The sequence below is a fragment of the Eikenella longinqua genome, assembly GCF_001648355.1.
GTDB lineage: Bacteria > Pseudomonadota > Gammaproteobacteria > Burkholderiales > Neisseriaceae > Eikenella > Eikenella longinqua.
The window spans coordinates 1-16,816 of sequence record NZ_LXSL01000018.1 but is presented as its reverse complement, the minus strand read 5'-3'; the positions used below and the strand labels follow the sequence as shown (position 1 = coordinate 16,816).

Annotated in this window: 20 protein-coding genes and 2 tRNA genes; 16 read left to right on the top strand and 6 right to left on the bottom strand. The window is 59.1% G+C overall.

Annotation, left to right across the window (positions count from 1 at the left end; all coding sequences use genetic code 11):
- Positions 1 to 237: 237 nt before the first annotated feature.
- Positions 238 to 843, bottom strand: a complete 606-nt coding sequence (locus A7P95_RS05200) for a Smr/MutS family protein (RefSeq protein WP_067592240.1) — start codon at positions 841 to 843, stop codon at positions 238 to 240.
- 218 nt (positions 844 to 1,061) lie between these two features.
- Here A7P95_RS05200 and ubiM point away from each other — a divergent pair, with 218 nt between their 5' ends.
- Together ubiM and A7P95_RS05190 are read left to right on the top strand one after the other, a co-directional pair.
- Positions 1,062 to 2,234, top strand: coding sequence for a 5-demethoxyubiquinol-8 5-hydroxylase UbiM (ubiM, locus tag A7P95_RS05195; protein WP_067592236.1), 1,173 nt, complete (start codon positions 1,062 to 1,064; stop codon positions 2,232 to 2,234).
- 161 nt (positions 2,235 to 2,395) lie between these two features.
- A tRNA-Thr gene (locus A7P95_RS05190) sits at positions 2,396 to 2,471 on the top strand.
- Positions 2,472 to 2,553: 82 nt separating this feature from the next.
- Here the strand turns inward: A7P95_RS05190 and A7P95_RS05185 are convergent.
- Positions 2,554 to 2,898: a cupin domain-containing protein gene (locus A7P95_RS05185; protein ID WP_067592233.1), complete on the bottom strand. Its 345-nt coding sequence runs from the start codon at positions 2,896 to 2,898 to the stop codon at positions 2,554 to 2,556.
- 296 nt (positions 2,899 to 3,194) lie between these two features.
- Between A7P95_RS05185 and A7P95_RS05180 the strand changes: the two genes are divergently transcribed.
- The 5 genes from A7P95_RS05180 to A7P95_RS05160 all read left to right on the top strand — a co-directional run bounded on the left by A7P95_RS05180 (position 3,195) and on the right by A7P95_RS05160 (position 7,059).
- A complete protein-coding gene (locus tag A7P95_RS05180; RefSeq protein ID WP_067592231.1) occupies positions 3,195 to 3,524 on the top strand; it encodes a LapA family protein in 330 nt (109 codons plus the stop codon).
- Positions 3,525 to 3,528: 4 nt separating this feature from the next.
- The gene (gene lapB / locus A7P95_RS05175; protein ID WP_067592228.1) at positions 3,529 to 4,707 is read left to right on the top strand and encodes a lipopolysaccharide assembly protein LapB; all 1,179 of its coding nucleotides are present in this window, start codon (positions 3,529 to 3,531) and stop codon (positions 4,705 to 4,707) included.
- A 6-nt stretch (positions 4,708 to 4,713) separates the two neighbouring features.
- Positions 4,714 to 5,244 (top strand): DMP19 family protein, encoded by a 531-nt coding sequence (locus A7P95_RS05170; RefSeq protein ID WP_067592224.1) that lies wholly within the window; start codon positions 4,714 to 4,716, stop codon positions 5,242 to 5,244.
- A gap of 101 nt (positions 5,245 to 5,345) precedes the next feature.
- On the top strand, positions 5,346 to 6,083 hold the full coding sequence (gene pyrF / locus A7P95_RS05165) for an orotidine-5'-phosphate decarboxylase (protein WP_067592220.1): 738 nt from the start codon (positions 5,346 to 5,348) through the stop codon (positions 6,081 to 6,083).
- Positions 6,084 to 6,279: 196 nt separating this feature from the next.
- Positions 6,280 to 7,059, top strand: a complete 780-nt coding sequence (locus tag A7P95_RS05160) for an amino acid ABC transporter permease (RefSeq protein ID WP_067592217.1) — start codon at positions 6,280 to 6,282, stop codon at positions 7,057 to 7,059.
- Between the two features lie 343 nt (positions 7,060 to 7,402).
- Here A7P95_RS05160 and A7P95_RS05150 read toward each other — a convergent pair whose 3' ends face one another.
- The 4 genes from A7P95_RS05150 to A7P95_RS05135 all read right to left on the bottom strand — a co-directional run bounded on the left by A7P95_RS05150 (position 7,403) and on the right by A7P95_RS05135 (position 10,804).
- Positions 7,403 to 8,980, bottom strand: coding sequence for a glycosyltransferase family 2 protein (locus A7P95_RS05150; protein ID WP_067592211.1), 1,578 nt, complete (start codon positions 8,978 to 8,980; stop codon positions 7,403 to 7,405).
- Positions 8,981 to 9,097: 117 nt separating this feature from the next.
- Entirely contained in the window at positions 9,098 to 9,838 is a 741-nt protein-coding gene (locus A7P95_RS05145) for an SAM-dependent methyltransferase (protein WP_067592446.1), read from the bottom strand.
- 26 nt (positions 9,839 to 9,864) lie between these two features.
- On the bottom strand, positions 9,865 to 10,158 hold the full coding sequence (locus A7P95_RS05140; RefSeq protein ID WP_067592208.1) for a YciI family protein: 294 nt from the start codon (positions 10,156 to 10,158) through the stop codon (positions 9,865 to 9,867).
- Positions 10,159 to 10,213: 55 nt separating this feature from the next.
- Positions 10,214 to 10,804, bottom strand: a complete 591-nt coding sequence (locus tag A7P95_RS05135; RefSeq protein ID WP_067592205.1) for a Maf family protein — start codon at positions 10,802 to 10,804, stop codon at positions 10,214 to 10,216.
- Positions 10,805 to 10,858: 54 nt separating this feature from the next.
- On the opposite strand from A7P95_RS05135, the gene A7P95_RS05130 reads away from it, so the two are divergent.
- The 9 genes from A7P95_RS05130 to A7P95_RS05090 all read left to right on the top strand — a co-directional run bounded on the left by A7P95_RS05130 (position 10,859) and on the right by A7P95_RS05090 (position 16,093).
- On the top strand, positions 10,859 to 11,362 hold the full coding sequence (locus A7P95_RS05130) for a YceD family protein (RefSeq protein WP_067592202.1): 504 nt from the start codon (positions 10,859 to 10,861) through the stop codon (positions 11,360 to 11,362).
- Positions 11,363 to 11,397: 35 nt separating this feature from the next.
- Positions 11,398 to 11,577, top strand: coding sequence for a 50S ribosomal protein L32 (gene rpmF / locus A7P95_RS05125; RefSeq protein WP_003824258.1), 180 nt, complete (start codon positions 11,398 to 11,400; stop codon positions 11,575 to 11,577).
- Between the two features lie 230 nt (positions 11,578 to 11,807).
- Entirely contained in the window at positions 11,808 to 12,341 is a 534-nt protein-coding gene (locus A7P95_RS05120; protein WP_067592199.1) for a phosphoribosyltransferase, read from the top strand.
- 97 nt (positions 12,342 to 12,438) lie between these two features.
- Positions 12,439 to 13,494 (top strand): phosphate acyltransferase PlsX, encoded by a 1,056-nt coding sequence (plsX, locus tag A7P95_RS05115; RefSeq protein ID WP_067592196.1) that lies wholly within the window; start codon positions 12,439 to 12,441, stop codon positions 13,492 to 13,494.
- 38 nt (positions 13,495 to 13,532) lie between these two features.
- The gene (gene tpiA, locus A7P95_RS05110; protein ID WP_067592193.1) at positions 13,533 to 14,273 is read left to right on the top strand and encodes a triose-phosphate isomerase; all 741 of its coding nucleotides are present in this window, start codon (positions 13,533 to 13,535) and stop codon (positions 14,271 to 14,273) included.
- 13 nt (positions 14,274 to 14,286) lie between these two features.
- Positions 14,287 to 14,640 carry a preprotein translocase subunit SecG gene (secG, locus tag A7P95_RS05105; protein WP_067592190.1) on the top strand — a complete coding sequence of 118 codons (354 nt, stop codon included), beginning with the start codon at positions 14,287 to 14,289 and terminating at the stop codon, positions 14,638 to 14,640.
- Positions 14,641 to 14,661: 21 nt separating this feature from the next.
- Positions 14,662 to 14,747, top strand: a tRNA-Leu gene (locus A7P95_RS05100).
- Positions 14,748 to 14,969: 222 nt separating this feature from the next.
- A complete protein-coding gene (locus tag A7P95_RS05095) occupies positions 14,970 to 15,605 on the top strand; it encodes a tyrosine-type recombinase/integrase (RefSeq protein WP_245636565.1) in 636 nt (211 codons plus the stop codon).
- Positions 15,606 to 15,628: 23 nt separating this feature from the next.
- On the top strand, positions 15,629 to 16,093 hold the full coding sequence (locus tag A7P95_RS05090; RefSeq protein ID WP_067592187.1) for an antA/AntB antirepressor family protein: 465 nt from the start codon (positions 15,629 to 15,631) through the stop codon (positions 16,091 to 16,093).
- Positions 16,094 to 16,816: the final 723 nt, after the last annotated feature.

Here is a 16,816-nt window from a genome sequence, read left to right as displayed (position 1 = left end):
GCAAATCGGAAAACTGTTGTTTTCCGAACATAAGCGCCAGGCAAACGATGCCGCAACACACTGTATTTCCGCGGGATATTAACAGCACAACGCCGGAATGGCAACGATTTTTTCCAGCCGCCGCCGCTTTATTTTCCCCGCTGCGCACACCCCATCCGCAGTAGGCTACCTGAAAAATCACCCAAAATTTCCCGCCGCGCCGGCATGCACAAAACAACAAAATGGAAACGCCGAGTGCTATTCATCCCGCCGTTTGCGCAGCAACACCAACACCGCCCCATCGTTGCCGCCGTGCGGTTCCGCATAGGCCAATACGTCCGGATGCGCCATCAGCCAGCGCCGCACCAAGTTTTTCAACACCGGCGCAAAGCCCTGCGAACCCAGCCCGCTGCCGTGCACAATTTCCGCGCACACCCCGCGCCGGTGGTACCCCTCCTCAATAAACTCGCTCAACACCTGCTGCGCCTCCTCCCGCGTGTAGCCGTGCAAATCCAAGCGCGCCACCCGCGGCCAATGCCCCGACACCAAACGGCGGATGTCGTCCTGCCCGCGCCCGTTTTTGCAAAACGAACGCGGCGGCTCGCGCTCGCTCTCTTCGCTCACATAAAAATACCGCCCCTCGTCCATCATCCCTTCCGCATCGAAACGCCGTTTCAGCGGCCCCTTCTCTTGCGGCAGCGGCACACGGTTGCTGCTTTTCAGCGGCACCACCGCCCCCACCGCCGCCGCAAAATCAAACGCCTGCGCCTTTTCTTTCCGCGCCTGCGCCGCCGCTTCCTCCTGCCGGCGCTTCGCCTCCTTGCCCAACTGTTTCAGCAGCTGCTGCGTATCCTGTTTGCTCATGTTTGCGCTCCGATAATTGAAGGCACTATTGTAAACCCAAATACCCGACAGATTTTCAGGTAGCCTCCAACCCGCAACAGGCTACCTGAAAAATTTTCCGCCCAACTAAAACCCCTTCCCATATTTTCAGGTAGTCCTTTCCTCCCGTTTCCACCCCGCAACTTGCGGTATAATCCCCGCAACCCTTCCCCAGCGCATCATGCCCACAGGAGCCCATCATGCAGCACACCTACGACATCGTCGTCATCGGCGCCGGCCCCGCCGGCCTCAGCTTCGCCACCGCCGCCGCACCCAGCGGCCTCAACATCCTGCTCATCGAGCAAAGCAGCCAAGACACCCTCGCCAATCCGCCCTACGACGGCCGCGAAATCGCCCTCACCCACCCCTCGCAGCAGATTATGGAACAGCTCGGCATGTGGCAGCGCATTCCCGCCGAAGCCGTGTATCCCCTCAAAGCCGCCAAAGTGCTCAACGGCAGCTCCCCCTACACCCTCAGCTTCCCCCCGCCCACCGACGGCAAAGGCCAGCTCGGCTTCCTCGTATCCAACCACGACATCCGCCGCGCCGCCTACGAATCCGCCAGCCAGCACAACAACATCCACTTCCTCACCGGCCACAAAGTGCAGGAAGCCGTCAACGGCGAAGACGGCGTGAGCGTATTGCTCGACAACGGCGACACCGTATCCGCCAAGCTGCTCATCGCCGCCGACAGCCGCTTCTCCCAAACCCGCCGCCAAGCCGGCATTTCCGCCGACATGCACGACTTCGGCCGCACCGTGCTCGTGGCCCGCTTTGCCCACACCGTCTCCAACGAAAACACCGCCTGCGAATGCTTCCGCTACGGCCGCACCATCGCCCTGCTCCCGCTGGGCGAATACATGACCAACTGCGTCATCACCATCGACAACCGCCGCCTGCACGAAATCACCGAGCTCAGCCCCGAAGCCCTCGCCGCCGACCTCGAACAGCAGCTGCAAGGCCTGCTCGGCAAAATGACCCCCGCCGGCAGCATCCACACCTACCCCCTGGTCGGCGTACACGCCCGCCGCTTTTCCGCCCGCCGCACCGCCCTCATCGGCGACGCCGCCGTGGGCATGCACCCCGTTACCGCCCACGGCTTCAACCTCGGGCTTGCCAGCGCCAACATCCTCGCCGGCCTCATCGTGCAGGCCGCCGCTTCCGGCCAAGACATCGCCTCCGCCGACCTCTTGGAGAAATATGAAGCCAAACACATCCTGCACACCCGTGCGCTCTATCACGGCACCAACTTCGTGGTGAAACTCTTCACCACCGAAACCGCGCCCGCCAAATTCCTGCGCAACACCGTGCTGCGCCTGAGCAACCACCTGCCCCCGGTGAAAAAACTCATCACCAAGCAGCTCACCGGCTAGCGTGCCATCCCTGCCCCGCTATTTTTCAGGTAGCCTCTCATTCCGTTGAGGCTACCTGAAAATTATCCGACTCACGTTCGCCGCAAAACAACACATCCACCCCATCTGAAGCCAACCCCTTGCCAAACCCCCGCAAGCTCGGCATAATGCGCCGCTTCTTCGCCGGTGTAGCTCAGTTGGTAGAGCACCTGACTTGTAATCAGGGGGTCGCGAGTTCGATTCCTGCCGCCGGCACCAATACAGCAAAACAGGCTGCCTTTTTCAGGTAGCCTGTTTTCTTTGTGCGATTGGGATTTATCCTGCCCGGCCCAAGGGCGCATCAATCCGCATTTACCATCACCAGCTGCATCCGGCAAGCGCTCACGGCGGTAAGCGCGTGCCTGTCGTTCGGCGCCAGATACACCACGTCGCCGGCATGCAGGATTTCGTGGCGCGCGCCGATGGAGAAGTCCATCTCGCCTTCCAGCAGGGTTACCACCACGGCTTTGGTGGAAGTGTGCTCGGTGAGCATTTGGCCGGCGTCCAGCGTAAACATCACCACGCGCAAAAGATCGTTATTCAGCACCGTGCGCGAGGTGGTGGCCTGCTCGCTGATGGGCAACGCCTGGTTCAGGCCGAGCTTGAACAGGGATTCGGATACGGGGGTAACGGAAGTGGCAGACATCAGATTGCTCCTTGTGTGAGGGTGGAAAATCCGGCCGGCAGGGTTTGGTGAAATCTTTTTATTTTCAAGGCTTGCCAAAATAGAGTAGGCTACCTGAAAACATCATAACACATTTTCAGGTAGCCTTTTGCCCTCGTGATTATGTTACCAATCGGCTTCATGGAAAGCGTGCCGACACGTTTTCAGGTAGCCTCCAAAGCGGCGCGGGCCATCAGTTAGGCTACCTGAAAACCCCCAAATGGTTTACACTTCGCCATTGATATCCATTCCCGCCCGCATGATGAAAGGCTTGCCCCATGAAACTGATTTCGCTGATTGTCAAACTGCTGCTTCTGGCCGTGTTCATCGTTTTGGCCGCATTCAACACCAAGCTGGTGGGCTTTTCCTACCTGCCCGGCAGCGAAATCAACCTGCCGCTGATTGTGCTCCTGCTGATTTTCTTTATCGTCGGCGCCGTGTTCGGCGTGTTTTCTATGTTCGGCCGCCTGCTCTCGCTGCGCCATGAAAACAACCGCCTGCGCAACGAAGTGCGCAAAAACGCCCGCATCGCGCAGGAAGGGCTGCAAACGCCCGTGCCGGTGGATGCCGAGCAGCCCGTGCCCGCCGCCGCGCCGGTGAAGGAATAAGCGCATGGACGGCAATATCTGGTGGTGGCTCACGCCGATTATCCTGCTGCCCGTGTTTTTCGCCATGGGCTGGTTTGCCGCGCGGGTGGACATGAAAGCCGTGCTCAAGCAGGCCAAATCCGTGCCCACCGCGTTTTACGCCAGCCTCGATGCGCTGGTAGACCGCAACCTCGGCAGCGCCGCCCGCCACCTGGCCGACATGACCGAGCTGCTGCCCGCCGGCGACAACGCCTACGAGCTGCACCTCACCCTGGGCAAACTCTACCGCCAGCGCGGCGAAAACGACAAAGCCATCCGCCTGCACCAAGCCCAGCTCGAAGCCCCCGAAACCGTGGGCGAAAAGCGCAACCAAGTGCTGTTCGAGCTCGGGCAAGACTACCAAAACGCCGGCTTGGTAGACCGCGCCGAGCAAATCTTCCTCGGCCTGCAACAAGGCAATATGGCCACCCAAGCCCGCCAAGTGCTGCTCAACATCTACCAGCAAGACCGCGACTGGGCCAAAGCCATCGAAACCGCCCAGCTGCTCAGCCACGACGAACAAACCTACCGCTTTGAAATCGCGCAATTTTATTGCGAACTGGCGCAAGCCGCCCTGTTCAAATCCGATTTCGAGCAAGCCCGCGCCAACATCGCCCAAGCGCTGGATGCCAACCGCAAATGCGCCCGCGCCAACATGATTCTCGGCGATTTGGAGCAGAAACAAGGCAACTACCCCGCCGCTGTGGCCGCCTACACCGCCATCGAAAAACAAAACCACGCCTACCTCAGCATGGTGGGCGAAAAACTTTATGACGCCTATGATGCCCAAGGCCAAGCCGCCGCCGGCCTCGCCGTGCTCACAGGCTACCTGAAAACCTTCCCCCAGCTCGATTTAATCAACGTCGTATACGAAAAATCCCTGCTGCTCTACGGCGAAGAGAAAGCCGCCGAAACCGCCGTGGAAATCGTGCGCCAGAAGCCCGACCTCGGCGGCGTATACCGCCTGCTCGGCCTGCGCCTGAACCAGCTCAATCCCGCCTGGAAATCCGATGCCGACATGATCCGCGGCGTTATCGGCCGCACCTTGCAGAAAAACGTGATGTACCGCTGCCGGCACTGCCACTTCAAATCGCAAGTTTTCTTCTGGCACTGCCCCGCCTGCAACAAGTGGGAAACCTTTACCCCCAACAAAATCGAAGTTTAGCCATCCATGCCCCAACACAATATGTTCACCATCAACGAGCTCTACCGCATGCTCAACGTCTGGTCGCAGCGCGTGCGCCACACCGCCCGAGGCATCGAGCATTTCACCGCCGCCGAGCACGCCCTGCTCGCCTACCTCAGCCTCGACCTCATCATGGAAGACGACGGCTTGGTGCAACTGATTGCCGCCAGCCGCGCCGAACACGCCCTTTCCGCCCAGCTGGCCGAAACCCTGCGCCGCTGGGGCGTGCAAGACACCCCCGATATCATCGACCGCGCCCGCACCCTCTATCAGCAGCACGGCGCCGCCATCCGCGCCGCCGCCGAGCGCAACGGCAACATCGAAGAGCTGCGCGCACAATTCCCCCAGTTCGACCCGCTCGATGCCGACTACTGCATCGCCTGCGAGGAAGACTTCTGCACGATTTGCTCCTACGTGCGCCGCCATCCCGCCGATTTCGCCCAACTGGCCGCCGCCGCAGGGCAAGTGAACAGCCCCCTGCCCCCGGTGCAGCCGGCCAGCCTGTTTCCCGCCTGAGCATCCCGCACGCCGAAAGGCTACCTGAAAACCCTTCCCCTTTTTCAGGTAGCCTTTTTTCAGGTAGCCCCATTTCAAACATCCGCCAACAAGGAACACGCATGAACCCGCTCATCCTCGACCCCACCCCGCCCGCCGCCCGCATTCCCGTGATTGTCGCCCTCGATTTTGCCAACGAAGCCGACACCCTCGCCTTCGTACGCCGCCTCAGCCCCGATTTGTGCCGGCTCAAAATCGGCAAAGAGCTCTTCACCGCCACCGGCCGCCGCCTGGCCGAAGCCCTCATCCACCAAGGCTTCCAGCTCTTCCTCGACCTCAAATACCACGACATCCCCAACACCGTTGCCGCCGCCTGCCGTGTGGCCGCCGACATGGGCGTGTGGATGGTGGATATGCACACCGCCGGCGGCCGCCGCATGATGGAAGCCGCCGCCGAAGCCGTGGCCAACCACGCCCAACGCCCGCTGCTCATCGGCGTCACCATCCTCACCAGCATGGAACAGGGCGATTTAAACGAGCTCGGCCTCACCGCCCCCATCGCCGAATGGGCATCGCGCTGGGCGGCCTTAGCGCAGCAGTCCGGCCTCGACGGCGTGGTCTGCTCCCCGCACGAAGCCGCCACCCTGCGCCAAGAGCGTGGCAGCGAATTTGTGCTGGTTACCCCCGGCATCCGCCCCAACCCCGGCGGCAACCAAGACGACCAGCGCCGCATCATGACCCCCGCCCAAGCCCTCTCCGCCGGCGCCAGCTATCTGGTGATGGGCCGCCCCATTACCCAAGCCGCCGACCCCACCGCCGTGCTGGCCGAAATCAACCGCCTGGCCAACCCCGCCGCTTAAGCGATCAAACGCAATAAAGGCTACCTGAAAACCCACTCCGGTTTTTCAGGTAGCCTTTTGTCCGCTTCATTACCAAGTGTCTCGGCAAATCCCCTGCTAGCTGCCCACCGCCTGACAAACCCGCCGTTTTCTTGTACAATCCGCCCCTTATTTCGTCAAAATCCGTAAACATTTCCGCAATAGAGCAAAGATTGCCATGAACAGCGAAACCGGCCTTATTCAACTGTTTTCCCAACATTTCCCGATTATCTACGAATATCGCCAAATGTTCTTCTTCGGCGTGCTGGCCACCATCGGCATCGCCGCCGCCTCCACCTTCTTCGGCATGATTTTGGGCTTATGCAACGCCCTGATCCGCGTGATCCGCATCGAAAAAGGCAATATGGTCAGCCGAGGCCTGCTGTGGCTGCTGCAACAATGCTCGCGCCTCTACGTTACCCTGTTTCGCGGCACGCCGATGCTGGTGCAGATTTTCATTTGGCACAACGTATGGTCTCCCCTGTTAGTGCACCAGCAAGACGGTCTGCTGATCCGCGGCGACTTGGCCGTTTTCCTGCGCCAAAACTACGCCCCGCTGGTAGCCGGCATTTTGGCGCTGTCGTTCAACTCCGGCGCCTACATCACCGAAGTATTCCGCTCCGGCATCAAATCCATCGACCGCGGCCAAATGGAAGCCGCCCGCTCGCTGGGCTTAAGCTACGGCCAAGCCATGCGCTACATCATCCTGCCGCAAACCCTGCGCCGCATGCTCGGCCCCTTGGGCAACGAATTCATCACCCTGCTCAAAGACAGCTCTCTCTTGGCCACCATCGCCGTGGCCGAGCTCACCTACGTCGCTAAGAGCGCGGCCGGCCGTTATTATGTGTATGAAGAGCCGTATTACTTCATCGCCCTGGTGTATCTCGTGCTCACCATGGCGCTGGCCTGGTTCTTCGCCCGCCTGGAGAAAAAATACAATACCGACGGCAACCGCTAAACCGCTGCCGCAACATAGCAAAAGGCTACCTGAAATGATTAGCTTCGCAGAAACTCGCGGGGTTCGTTTTCAGGTAGCCTTTATCACAAGCCTGCTGCCTCGATGGCACAGCCATGCCATTTATCCATTAGCCCCATTTTCAGGTAGCCTCAAAGCAGCCCAACAGGCTACCTGAAAACCTCCGGCCAGGCCAAACACCCTGCCTGCGCATGAATAACGGCGGCATCAGCATGCCGATACCGTTCCAACCAGAATCGCGCCCGGCGGCCGCATTGCCCAAATCAAAGGCTACCTGAAAAACCGCAATCCAGGTTTTCAGGTAGCCTCTTCTCATTCATGCCGCCTATTCGGCAGGCAGAAACCGATTCACCCCGTTTTCGCACCACGCCAGCTTTTTCTCCTGCGCATCGGCCAGCAGGCGGTCGTTTTCCGGCAGGGCGGCTCGTTCGGCCTCGGGGTGGTAGAGGTGGTAGGCCACGGCGGCGAATTTTAGGTTGGCGCGTTGGCCGCCGCTGTTGAAAAAGCGGGCGACAAACTCGCTATCTTCGCGCCCCCAGCCGACAAAGTCGTTGTTGAAGCCGTTGATTTTCAGCGCATCTTCGCGGAAGAAGGCCATATTGCAGCCGCGGATGCCGTGGAAATCGTTTTGGATTTCGCGGCGCAAAATCTGGCCGGAAAGCCAAGGCAGGCGGCAGGCGGAGAAGCGTTTTTCAAAGCGTGTTTCCAAACCTTTTTCATACCATTTCAGCACGCGGTAGCGGGCAGGCTCGGCCAGCAGCTCGGCGGTTTTCTCGGGCGTGAGGATCACGCGGCTGCCCTGCACAAACAGGCCTTTTTTAGCCGCGCGTTTGTGGTCGGCGATGAATTCGGGGTGCAGCACCATGTCGCCGTCGATGATAACGATGTAGTCGCTGCCGGCCTGCGCCAGGGCGCGGTTGCGCGATTCGGCCAGGCGGAAGCCGTCGTCGGGCTGCCAGGCGTGGCGCAGCGGCACGGGGAATTCGGCCTGATAGCGCTCGATCACGGCGCGGGTGTCGTCGCGCGAGCCGTCGTCGGCCACAATCACTTCCTGCGGCAGCACGCGCTGCGCCAGTACGGAGCGCAACACGGCTTCCAGCGCGTCGGGGCGGTTGTAGGTGGTGATGATGAGCGACACGGTAAGCCGCTGGTTGGCTTCGTGCAGTTTGATGTATTTGTAGTAGGCGCCGCTGGCGTTGGCAAAGGCGATGGTGAAGCCGTCGCCGCCGTCGAGGATGCCGCGTTTCAAAATATAGTTTTTGAAAAACGCTGCCGCGCCGTGCCCCACCGCGCCGGGCACGGAGGCGCGCCGTTTGAATTGCTGCTGGGCGGCGAAGAGGTCGGTGTAGTGCTGCATTTTGCTGATGAGCTCGGCGGCGCCGTCGAATGAATAATGCAGGAGCGGATGGTTTTCAGGTAGCCTTTCCACGCTGCTGCCGGCGGGCTCGATCAGGGATTCGTGCACTTGGTTGTCGTTGAAGCGCACGGTGCGGCGGTGGTAGAGGCGCTTTACCCAGTCGGGATACCAGCCGCAGGTGCGGATGGGGCGGCCGCGGTAGTGGTTGAGGCGCGGCAGGACGTAGATTTTGCCGTGCGCCTGCCAATCGAGGGCGCGGATGGCGGCGGCCTGCTCGGGCGGCAGGATTTCGTCGCTGTCGATGTTGAGCACCCAGTCGTTGCGGGCGAGGCCGGCAGCAAGGTTTTTCATAGGACCGAAGCCGATGAAGTCGTGATGGTGCACGGCCACGTTGGGGAAGCGGCGGGCGATGTCGAGCGTGCGGTCAGTGGAGCCGTTGTCGAGGAGGATGATTTCGTCGAAATCAGCCAGGGCAGCGAGGCTGGCTTCGAGATGGCGCTCGGCGTTTTTCACCAGCATGGTGATGCTCACGGGAATGGGGTTCATAAGGCTTCTCTTCTGGCGGTTGGGTGGGGAAAGGCTACCTGAAAAATATCGGCCGTGCTTGGCTTCGCTTTTTCGTTTTCACTTCGTTTATCGCACTTTTCAGGTAGCCTCTACGGCTTAACGGCGTTTGCGGGCGGGCGCGGGCGCTTGGCCGGCATACAGCACGAACACGGTGGGCTGTTTGTGCAGGTCGGGCAGCGCCGCCTGCGTGCGCCATCGGCCTGCCGACATGCTGAGGATGCGCTGCTCGGGCAGGGTGAGGTTGCTGGCGGCGCACAGCAGGGTGTCGGGGTGCAGGGTGGCGACGGCGTCGGCCAGCAGGGCGTTGTTGCGGTAGGGGGTTTCGATGAAGATTTGGCTTTCGTTGCGGCTGCGCGAATCGTGCTCGATGGTTTTCAGGTAGCCTTGGCGGCCGGCGGGGTCGGCTGGCAGGTAGCCGCGGAAGGCGAACTGCTGGCCGTTGGCGCCGGATGCCATCAGTGCGAGCATCAGGCTGGAAGGCCCCACCAGCGGCCACACGGCAAAGCCGGCCTGGTGCGCCAATGCCACCAGCGCGGCGCCGGGGTCGGCCACGGCGGGGCAGCCGGCTTCGCTGAGCAGACCCATGCTGCGGCCTTGGCGCAACGGTTGCAGCAAACCGGGCAGCTCGTCGGGGGCGGTGTGTTTGTTCAGCGCGCGCAGATTAAGCTGCTGCAAAGGCGTGTTCAAGCCGAAATGGCGCAGGCAGGCGCGGGCGGTTTTTTCGGCTTCAACCACGAAGTCGGTGAGGCCGGCGAGCAGGGCTTGCTCCTGCGGCAGGAGGCAGGGGGTGCTGGGGCTGCCGAGCGGGGTGGGGATGAGGAACAGGGTGGGTTGCATATTTTTCAGGTAGCCTAGAGGCCGCATTAAAGGGTTTCCCGATAGGCGATTAAATCATCGGCGGTTTTAGTCGGGATAAACTGGGTGATTTGGTATTCGGCCAGCTTGGCTTGGTAAAACGGGTCTTCGGCAATCATGGCTTCCACCTGCGCCCGGCTCCCGGCTCGCATAATAATCACGCCGCCGGTGCGCGGTTCTTTGCGGCCGGAAAACAGGAAGTGGCCGGCGGCATAGTGGCGGTTGAGGTATTCAATGTGTGCAGGCAGGTACGCTTCGATTTCGGCTAAAGGTTTGATGTAATTCAAGGAAACAATAAACATAGCTTATTCTCCAAAAGGCAGAAGAGGCTACCTGAAATTTCAGGTAGCCTCAAGCTTACAACACCGCCACACCTTCGGCCTGCAAAAAATCAATCAGCCGGAAAATCGGCAGGCCAATCAGCGCGTTGGGATCGCTGCTGTCGATGCGTTCAATCAGCGCGCCGCCCAAACCTTCACTCTTGGCGCCGCCGGCGCAGTAAACGGCATCCGGTTCGCGCTCGAGATAGCTGGCAATCTGCTGCGCCGTGAGCGGGCGCATTTTCACGGCGGTGGTGTCCACATGGCGCTGCAGGCTACCTGAAAACGTGTTGAGCACACACAGGGCGCTGTAGAAATGCAGCTCTTGCCCGGCGGTGTCGGCCAGCATCTGTTGTGCTTTCGCCACGCTCATCGGCTTGCCCAACTGCCGCCCGCCGCAACAGGCCACCTGGTCGGCACCAATCACCAAATGCCGCGGATAACGCGCCGCCAGCGAGCGGGCTTTGGCTTCGGCCAGCCTCTCGGCGGTTTGCCGCGGCGTTTCGCCCGGCAGCGGCGTTTCGTCGCAATCGGGCTTGGCAGAGGTAAAACGCAGGCCGAGTTTGGCCAGCTGCTGCTGGCGGAATACCGAGGAAGAGCCGAGCACAATCAGCAGGGATTCGTTCATAAACCGTATTAAAATATTGACGTTTCAGGCGGCGGATTATATCATGGCGCGTTTATGTCAGACCCTATTTTGATTGATCCGCAAGCAGTCGCCGCGCAGGCGCAGCATTTGGCCGGCCAAATCCGGCTGAACGAGATGGACGAGCGCATCGCCCGGCACGAATGTTTGGCCGAGCGGGAAACGCCGGTGGACTTTGCCTTGCAGGGCGGCCGCGACAAACGCGAGCGGCTGTATTTGGATTTGTCGGTTTCCGCGCAATTGTCGCTGGTTTGCCAACGCTGCATGCAGCCGATGCCGTTTGTTTTAGACGAACGGGCGCGCATCGTCTTGTTCGACAACGAAACGGCCTTGGACGAAGCCATGGCCGCCGAAGAAGAACTGGAAGGCATGCTGCTGGAGCCGGAGCTGGACGTCGGCATGCTGGTGGAAGACCAAATTCTGATGACCCTGCCCTACGCCCCCTGCCACTCAGACTGCGAGCACGGCAAGCTGGCCGAAATCAATCAGGATCGCCCCAATCCCTTCGCTGCCTTGGCGGCGCTGAAAAGTGGTCGTTAATTATTTACTCAGGTTTATTTTCAGGAGTTTGCAACATGGCTGTTCAACAAAACAAAAAATCCCCCTCACGCCGCGGCATGCACCGCGCCCACGACGCGCTGACCGCCCCCGCCCTGTCTGTGGACAGCGCCACCGGCGAAGTGCACCGCCCGCACCACATTTCTGCCAACGGTATGTACCGTGGCCGCAAAGTGGTGAAAGCCAAAGACGAATAAGTCGGCCACAGGCAGATACCAAGCCAGCAGATTGCCCACGCAATTACTGGCTTTTTTGCGTTGCCCCGGCAAACTGCGGCAATTAGGCTGCCTAAGGGCAAATTGCATTTTCAGGTAGCCTTCCGGTTGCCGAGCGCCCTCTGCCTGTTTACAATTTGCCGCTGTTTACCGGCACACAGAGCCCGGCTCCGTTGCCGAGTTTGCCGCACGCCCCAACCAAGGATTGAAACATGTCGGAAAAAATCTGGTACACCTATGACGAAATCCACCAAGCCCTGCGCAGCTTAGCCCACAAAATTCAAACGTCCGGCACCCGCTACGACGCCATGATCGCCATCGGCGGCGGCGGTTTCATCCCCGCGCGTATCCTGCGCAGCTTCCTCAATATCCCCATCTACGCCGTAACCACCGCCTATTACTGCAACGACCACAGCCACGCCGCGCGCGATTCCGTGCAGAAAATCCAATGGCTCGATCCCATGCCGGAAAGCCTGAAAGGCAAACACGTTTTGGTGGTGGACGAAGTAGACGACAGCCGCGTTACCCTGCAATTCTGCCTCGAACAGCTGATGCAGGAAGACTTCGCCTCGATGGGCGTGGCTGTATTACACGAAAAAATCAAAGAAAAGAAAGGCATCCTGCCGCCCGGCATCGCCTATTTCAGCGGCCTCGTTACCCCCGATTGGTGGATCAACTACCCCTGGGATGCCGACGACATCACCGAACACAACGCCCTGGCCGCCCAACGCCAGGCCCTACCCTAAGCCCTGCCGGCTACCTGAAACATCCGCCGCACACGGTTTGCATTTTTCAGGTAGCCTCAATCGCACGGCCACAAGAAATAATGGAGAATAGAATCAGATGATTACCTTAGCCATCGATGCCATGGGCGGAGATGCCGGCCTCACGGTAACCATTCCCGCAGCGCTGGAATTCCTGCAAGCCAAACCCGATACCAAGCTGATTTTAGTGGGCGACGAACCCTCCATCCGCAACGCCCTCGGCGCGCACGCCGGCCACGAACGGCTGCACATCGTGCACACCACGGAAGTGGTCGGCATGGACGAAGCGCCGCAATCCGCCCTAAAAAACAAAAAAGACTCCTCCATGCGCATCGCCATCACCCAAGTGAAAGACGGCGCCGCACAAGCCGCCGTATCCGCCGGCAACACCGGCGCACTGATGGCCACCGCCCGCTTCGTACTCAAAACCCTGCCCGGCATCGACCGCCCGGCCATTGCCAAATTCATGCCTTCCAAAGGCGGCGGCTTGGCACTGATGCTCGACTTGGGCGCCAATGTGGATTGCTCGGCCGCGCAGCTGCTGCAATTCGGCGTGATGGGCGGCGAACTGTTTGGCGCCATGTATCCGCGCAGCAGCCAGCCGCGTATCGGCCTGCTCAACGTCGGCACCGAAGACATCAAAGGCGGCAGCGTCATCAAAGAAGCACACCAGCTGCTGCAAAACAGCCCGCTAAACTTCATTGGCAACGTAGAAGGCGACGCCGTATTCAGCGGCGAAGTAGACGTGGTGGTGGCCGACGGCTTCACCGGCAACGCCGTGCTCAAAGCGATTGAAGGCGCAGTTAAATTCATCGGCGGCGTAATCCGCGAAGAATTCAGCCGCAACTGGCTGAACAAGCTGGCCGCCCTGCTCGCCTTCCCCACCCTGCGCGGCTTCAAAAACCGGCTCGACCCGCGCAAATTCAACGGCGCCATCTTCCTCGGCCTGCGCGGCATCGTGATCAAAAGCCACGGCGGCGCCGACGTAGAGGCCTTCAAATACGCCCTGCTGGAGGCCTACCACGAAGTCGAATCCGGCTCCATGGCCAAAATCGAACAAGGCATCGCCACCCAGATGGCCCGCCTGAACGCCGCGGCAGAGCAAACCGAAACCCCCGCACCCCAGCCCCAATAAGGCAACCCGTCTCAACCCAAGGAAAGGATGGCGGCATCATGATGTGGCAACAACCCTGGATTATCGGCAACTGGAAAATGAACGGTCGCAGCAATACCGTTGCAGCCTTCGCCCAAGCCTGGGCCGAACAAAGGCTACCTGAAAACGTGGTAACCGGCATCGCCGCCCCCCTGCCCTACTTGAGCGCATTCCGGCAAGCCGCCCCCGCCCTACACATCGGCGCGCAAGACGCCAGCCGCTTTGCCGCCGACGGCGCCTTCACCGGCGAAACCTCCGCCGCCATGCTGGCCGACCTCGGCGCACAATTCGTACTGCTCGGCCATTCCGAACGCCGCCAATATTTCAGCGAAAACAACGAAATCCTGTCGGCCAAGCTGGATAACGTTCTGGCTGCCAGCTTAATCCCCATCCTATGCGTTGGCGAAACCCTAGCCGAACGCCAAGCCGGGCGCGAGCAAGCCGTTGTGGCCGAACAACTTGCCGTGTTGCGCGGCAAAGCCCTAACACACCTTGCTATTGCCTACGAGCCGGTATGGGCCATCGGCACCGGCCAAGTGGCCACGCCCGAGCAAATTTCCGACATGTACGCCTTTATTTACGCCGAGCTCTTGTCTTTCGCCAGCAAGGGTGCTAATATCCGCGCTCTTTACGGCGGCAGTGTCAATCCGCAGAACGCGCAAACGATTCTGTCCCTGCCCAAAGTAGACGGCGCGTTAGTCGGCGGAGCTTCTTTAAAAGCAGACGGTTTCGCAGCCATCGCCCAAGCCGCCGCACAATAAACAGTGAACAGACATGGAAGCATTTAAAACCATTATTATGATTATCGGCGGCTTTGCCTCGCTGGCAATCATCGGTCTTGTCCTGATGCAACAGGGTAAAGGCGCGGATGCCGGCGCCGCTTTCGGCTCCGGTAGCGCGCAAGGCGTATTCGGCTCGGCTGGCAGCGCCAACTTCCTGAGCCGCAGCACCGCCGTTGCCGCTGCCATATTTTTCTGCTGCTGCATCGCACTCAGCATCATCTCGAGCAAAGGCAATGGCAGCCGGCTCGGTTTGGATGACGCGCCTGTGCAGCAAGCCGCTCCTGCTGCCGCATCCCAGCCTGCCGCCCCGGCGCAAGCCGCCAGCCAGGCAGTGATTCCGGAGTAGCAGCCTCAACAATTTTTTCAAGCCGACATGGTGGAATTGGTAGACACGCTATCTTGAGGGGGTAGTGACCGTAGGTCGTATGAGTTCAAGTCTCATTGTCGGCACCATCAAACAAAAACAGCCCAAATTTTCGGGCTGTTTTTTACGTCTAACGCCATCCAATGCAATTAGCCAAATTCAATACAGGCAAGGCTTTCAGGCTGATTCAGCCTATCCTTTCCCCCTCCCTATTCAGCTAATCCCGTCTAATGCCGTCTAATTGAATTGCCCCTTTTATGGGGGTATGATTGGGGGTATCCAGAAAATACCCTCAAAAATATACCCCCAGAATGCCCCTGAACGACCGCCAAATCAAGAACGCGAAACCTACCGGCACAGGAAAAAAAGCTAAGCTGTTTGACGGTGGTGGCCTGTATCTGGAAGTTACCCCGGCAGGCGGCAAAATCTTCCGCCTGAAATACCGTATCGACGGCAAGGAAAAAACGCTGACTATCGGCAAGTATCCTGCCGTTTCCCTCTCCGAAGCACGGCAGGCTGCCGAAAACGCCCGCCGTCTGCTGTCAGACGGGCAAGACCCCGCTGCCGCCAAGCAACAGGAAAAACAAGAGCGAAAAGCTGCCGCCCTAAATACCTTTGAAGCCCTTGCCCGCCGTTGGCATGCCGACAACCTGCACCGCTGGCAGCCCGTTCACGCCGAACGTATCCTTGCCGATATGCAAAAAGACGTGTTTCCCCACATTGGGCAAATACCGCTGGCCGAAGTGAGCGTTTCCGACGTGAAAAACGTTATTGCCGCCATTGTGGCACGCGGCGCCAATGTAACCGCCGAGAAAGTGCGGCAATGGATAGGCGCGGTGTACACCTATGCCGCCATGTTGGAGATATCGGAACGGGGCAGCCTTCCCCTGCCCGCCAAAGGCCGCAGAATGCGCCCGGATTGCATTCAGGCCGCAGGGCAAGGGTAGGGCTACCTGAAAGGACAAACGCCATGCAAAACACCAATACAGCGCAACTCATCCCCATTGCCAAGCAAGCCATCGCAGGCGAAGAGCGGCAGACAGTCAATGCCCGCGAACTGCACGCCTTCCTTGAGGTGGGTAAAGACTTTTCCAATTGGATTAGAAACCGTATTGAAGAATACGGGTTTGTTGAAAACCAAGACTTTGTAATTTTCGCCAATTCTGGCGAAAAATCAGAAGGCACTTTTGCTAAACCTTTAGAAAAAACCCGCAGAGGCCGTCCGACCAAGGAGTATTTCCTCACACTCGACACCGCAAAAGAGCTGGCTATGGTAGAGCGCAACGACAAAGGCAGGGAGGCACGCCGCTACTTTATCGAATGCGAACGGCAGGCCAAGCAGGCCGCCCCATCCCTGGGCGGTTTTGCATCTAGTTTGAACTATTTCCGTTTTGGAACTAGTTCGATTTTCCCAGCTGCCGGAAACCTGTATTAGTCACTATTAGACGCATGATGGCTAATTAGCTATTTACAGATAAGGCTACCTGAAAACCCGACACCAGCCGCCGCGCTGGTGTTTTGCATTCCCCGGTAGTTCGGATTGAAATCCGAGAGCCGGATTTATTTCCGAGCTTCGGAGTGAGGTTTTATGAGGTTTTGCCCGTGCGGCAATGTAGGGTTTTGTTAGGTTTCCCCGCCACCGATTCGGGCGGAGCTGGTGAACCAAATGCACCACCTAGTGAACCACCTGCGCTAGGTAGTGAACCTGCTGCACCAGGCAAACCGGAAGATGACAAGTTTTGACAAGTTTTCAGCACCCGGAGCAGGAGCAAGACCCCGATTGCCACACCTAGGGAACAGAGGGCGCTTTGTGTTACACAGTAACAAATTCATTCAAACAAAATTAATTCTTGTACTTCAAAAACTGAAGTAATTAAGCCGCCATTACTTCAATTTCTGAAGTAACGCTTGCCTAAAAAATGGGCAATTACTTCAAAAACTGAAGTAGTCAGGCCATTTTTGGCCTCCGAGTTACTTCAATTTCTGAAGTCCTATATATATAAGCCATATATACCCCCATTTTTTCTTTCACCCTCTTGCACAAAATATAGGCAGAAACACACGGGCGGCACACGGCGGCAAAATTGCAGGCCACCTGAAAACCGCATCGGGAGATTTCCGAACAGGCAGACACCCGGAAACGGCAAAGCGCACCCAA

What these genes read in the sequence shown, in the direction of transcription:
- A7P95_RS05200 (WP_067592240.1), bottom strand. Translation starts at nt 843, where the DNA reads ATGAGCAAACAGGATACGCAGCAGCTGCTGAAACAGTTGGGCAAGGAG.
- ubiM (WP_067592236.1), top strand. Translation starts at nt 1,062, where the DNA reads ATGCAGCACACCTACGACATCGTCGTCATCGGCGCCGGCCCCGCCGGC.
- A7P95_RS05185 (WP_067592233.1), bottom strand. Translation starts at nt 2,898, where the DNA reads ATGTCTGCCACTTCCGTTACCCCCGTATCCGAATCCCTGTTCAAGCTC.
- A7P95_RS05180 (WP_067592231.1), top strand. Translation starts at nt 3,195, where the DNA reads ATGAAACTGATTTCGCTGATTGTCAAACTGCTGCTTCTGGCCGTGTTC.
- lapB (WP_067592228.1), top strand. Translation starts at nt 3,529, where the DNA reads ATGGACGGCAATATCTGGTGGTGGCTCACGCCGATTATCCTGCTGCCC.
- A7P95_RS05170 (WP_067592224.1), top strand. Translation starts at nt 4,714, where the DNA reads ATGCCCCAACACAATATGTTCACCATCAACGAGCTCTACCGCATGCTC.
- pyrF (WP_067592220.1), top strand. Translation starts at nt 5,346, where the DNA reads ATGAACCCGCTCATCCTCGACCCCACCCCGCCCGCCGCCCGCATTCCC.
- A7P95_RS05160 (WP_067592217.1), top strand. Translation starts at nt 6,280, where the DNA reads ATGAACAGCGAAACCGGCCTTATTCAACTGTTTTCCCAACATTTCCCG.
- A7P95_RS05150 (WP_067592211.1), bottom strand. Translation starts at nt 8,980, where the DNA reads ATGAACCCCATTCCCGTGAGCATCACCATGCTGGTGAAAAACGCCGAG.
- A7P95_RS05145 (WP_067592446.1), bottom strand. Translation starts at nt 9,838, where the DNA reads ATGCAACCCACCCTGTTCCTCATCCCCACCCCGCTCGGCAGCCCCAGC.
- A7P95_RS05140 (WP_067592208.1), bottom strand. Translation starts at nt 10,158, where the DNA reads ATGTTTATTGTTTCCTTGAATTACATCAAACCTTTAGCCGAAATCGAA.
- A7P95_RS05135 (WP_067592205.1), bottom strand. Translation starts at nt 10,804, where the DNA reads ATGAACGAATCCCTGCTGATTGTGCTCGGCTCTTCCTCGGTATTCCGC.
- A7P95_RS05130 (WP_067592202.1), top strand. Translation starts at nt 10,859, where the DNA reads ATGTCAGACCCTATTTTGATTGATCCGCAAGCAGTCGCCGCGCAGGCG.
- rpmF (WP_003824258.1), top strand. Translation starts at nt 11,398, where the DNA reads ATGGCTGTTCAACAAAACAAAAAATCCCCCTCACGCCGCGGCATGCAC.
- A7P95_RS05120 (WP_067592199.1), top strand. Translation starts at nt 11,808, where the DNA reads ATGTCGGAAAAAATCTGGTACACCTATGACGAAATCCACCAAGCCCTG.
- plsX (WP_067592196.1), top strand. Translation starts at nt 12,439, where the DNA reads ATGATTACCTTAGCCATCGATGCCATGGGCGGAGATGCCGGCCTCACG.
- tpiA (WP_067592193.1), top strand. Translation starts at nt 13,533, where the DNA reads ATGATGTGGCAACAACCCTGGATTATCGGCAACTGGAAAATGAACGGT.
- secG (WP_067592190.1), top strand. Translation starts at nt 14,287, where the DNA reads ATGGAAGCATTTAAAACCATTATTATGATTATCGGCGGCTTTGCCTCG.
- A7P95_RS05095 (WP_245636565.1), top strand. Translation starts at nt 14,970, where the DNA reads ATGCCCCTGAACGACCGCCAAATCAAGAACGCGAAACCTACCGGCACA.
- A7P95_RS05090 (WP_067592187.1), top strand. Translation starts at nt 15,629, where the DNA reads ATGCAAAACACCAATACAGCGCAACTCATCCCCATTGCCAAGCAAGCC.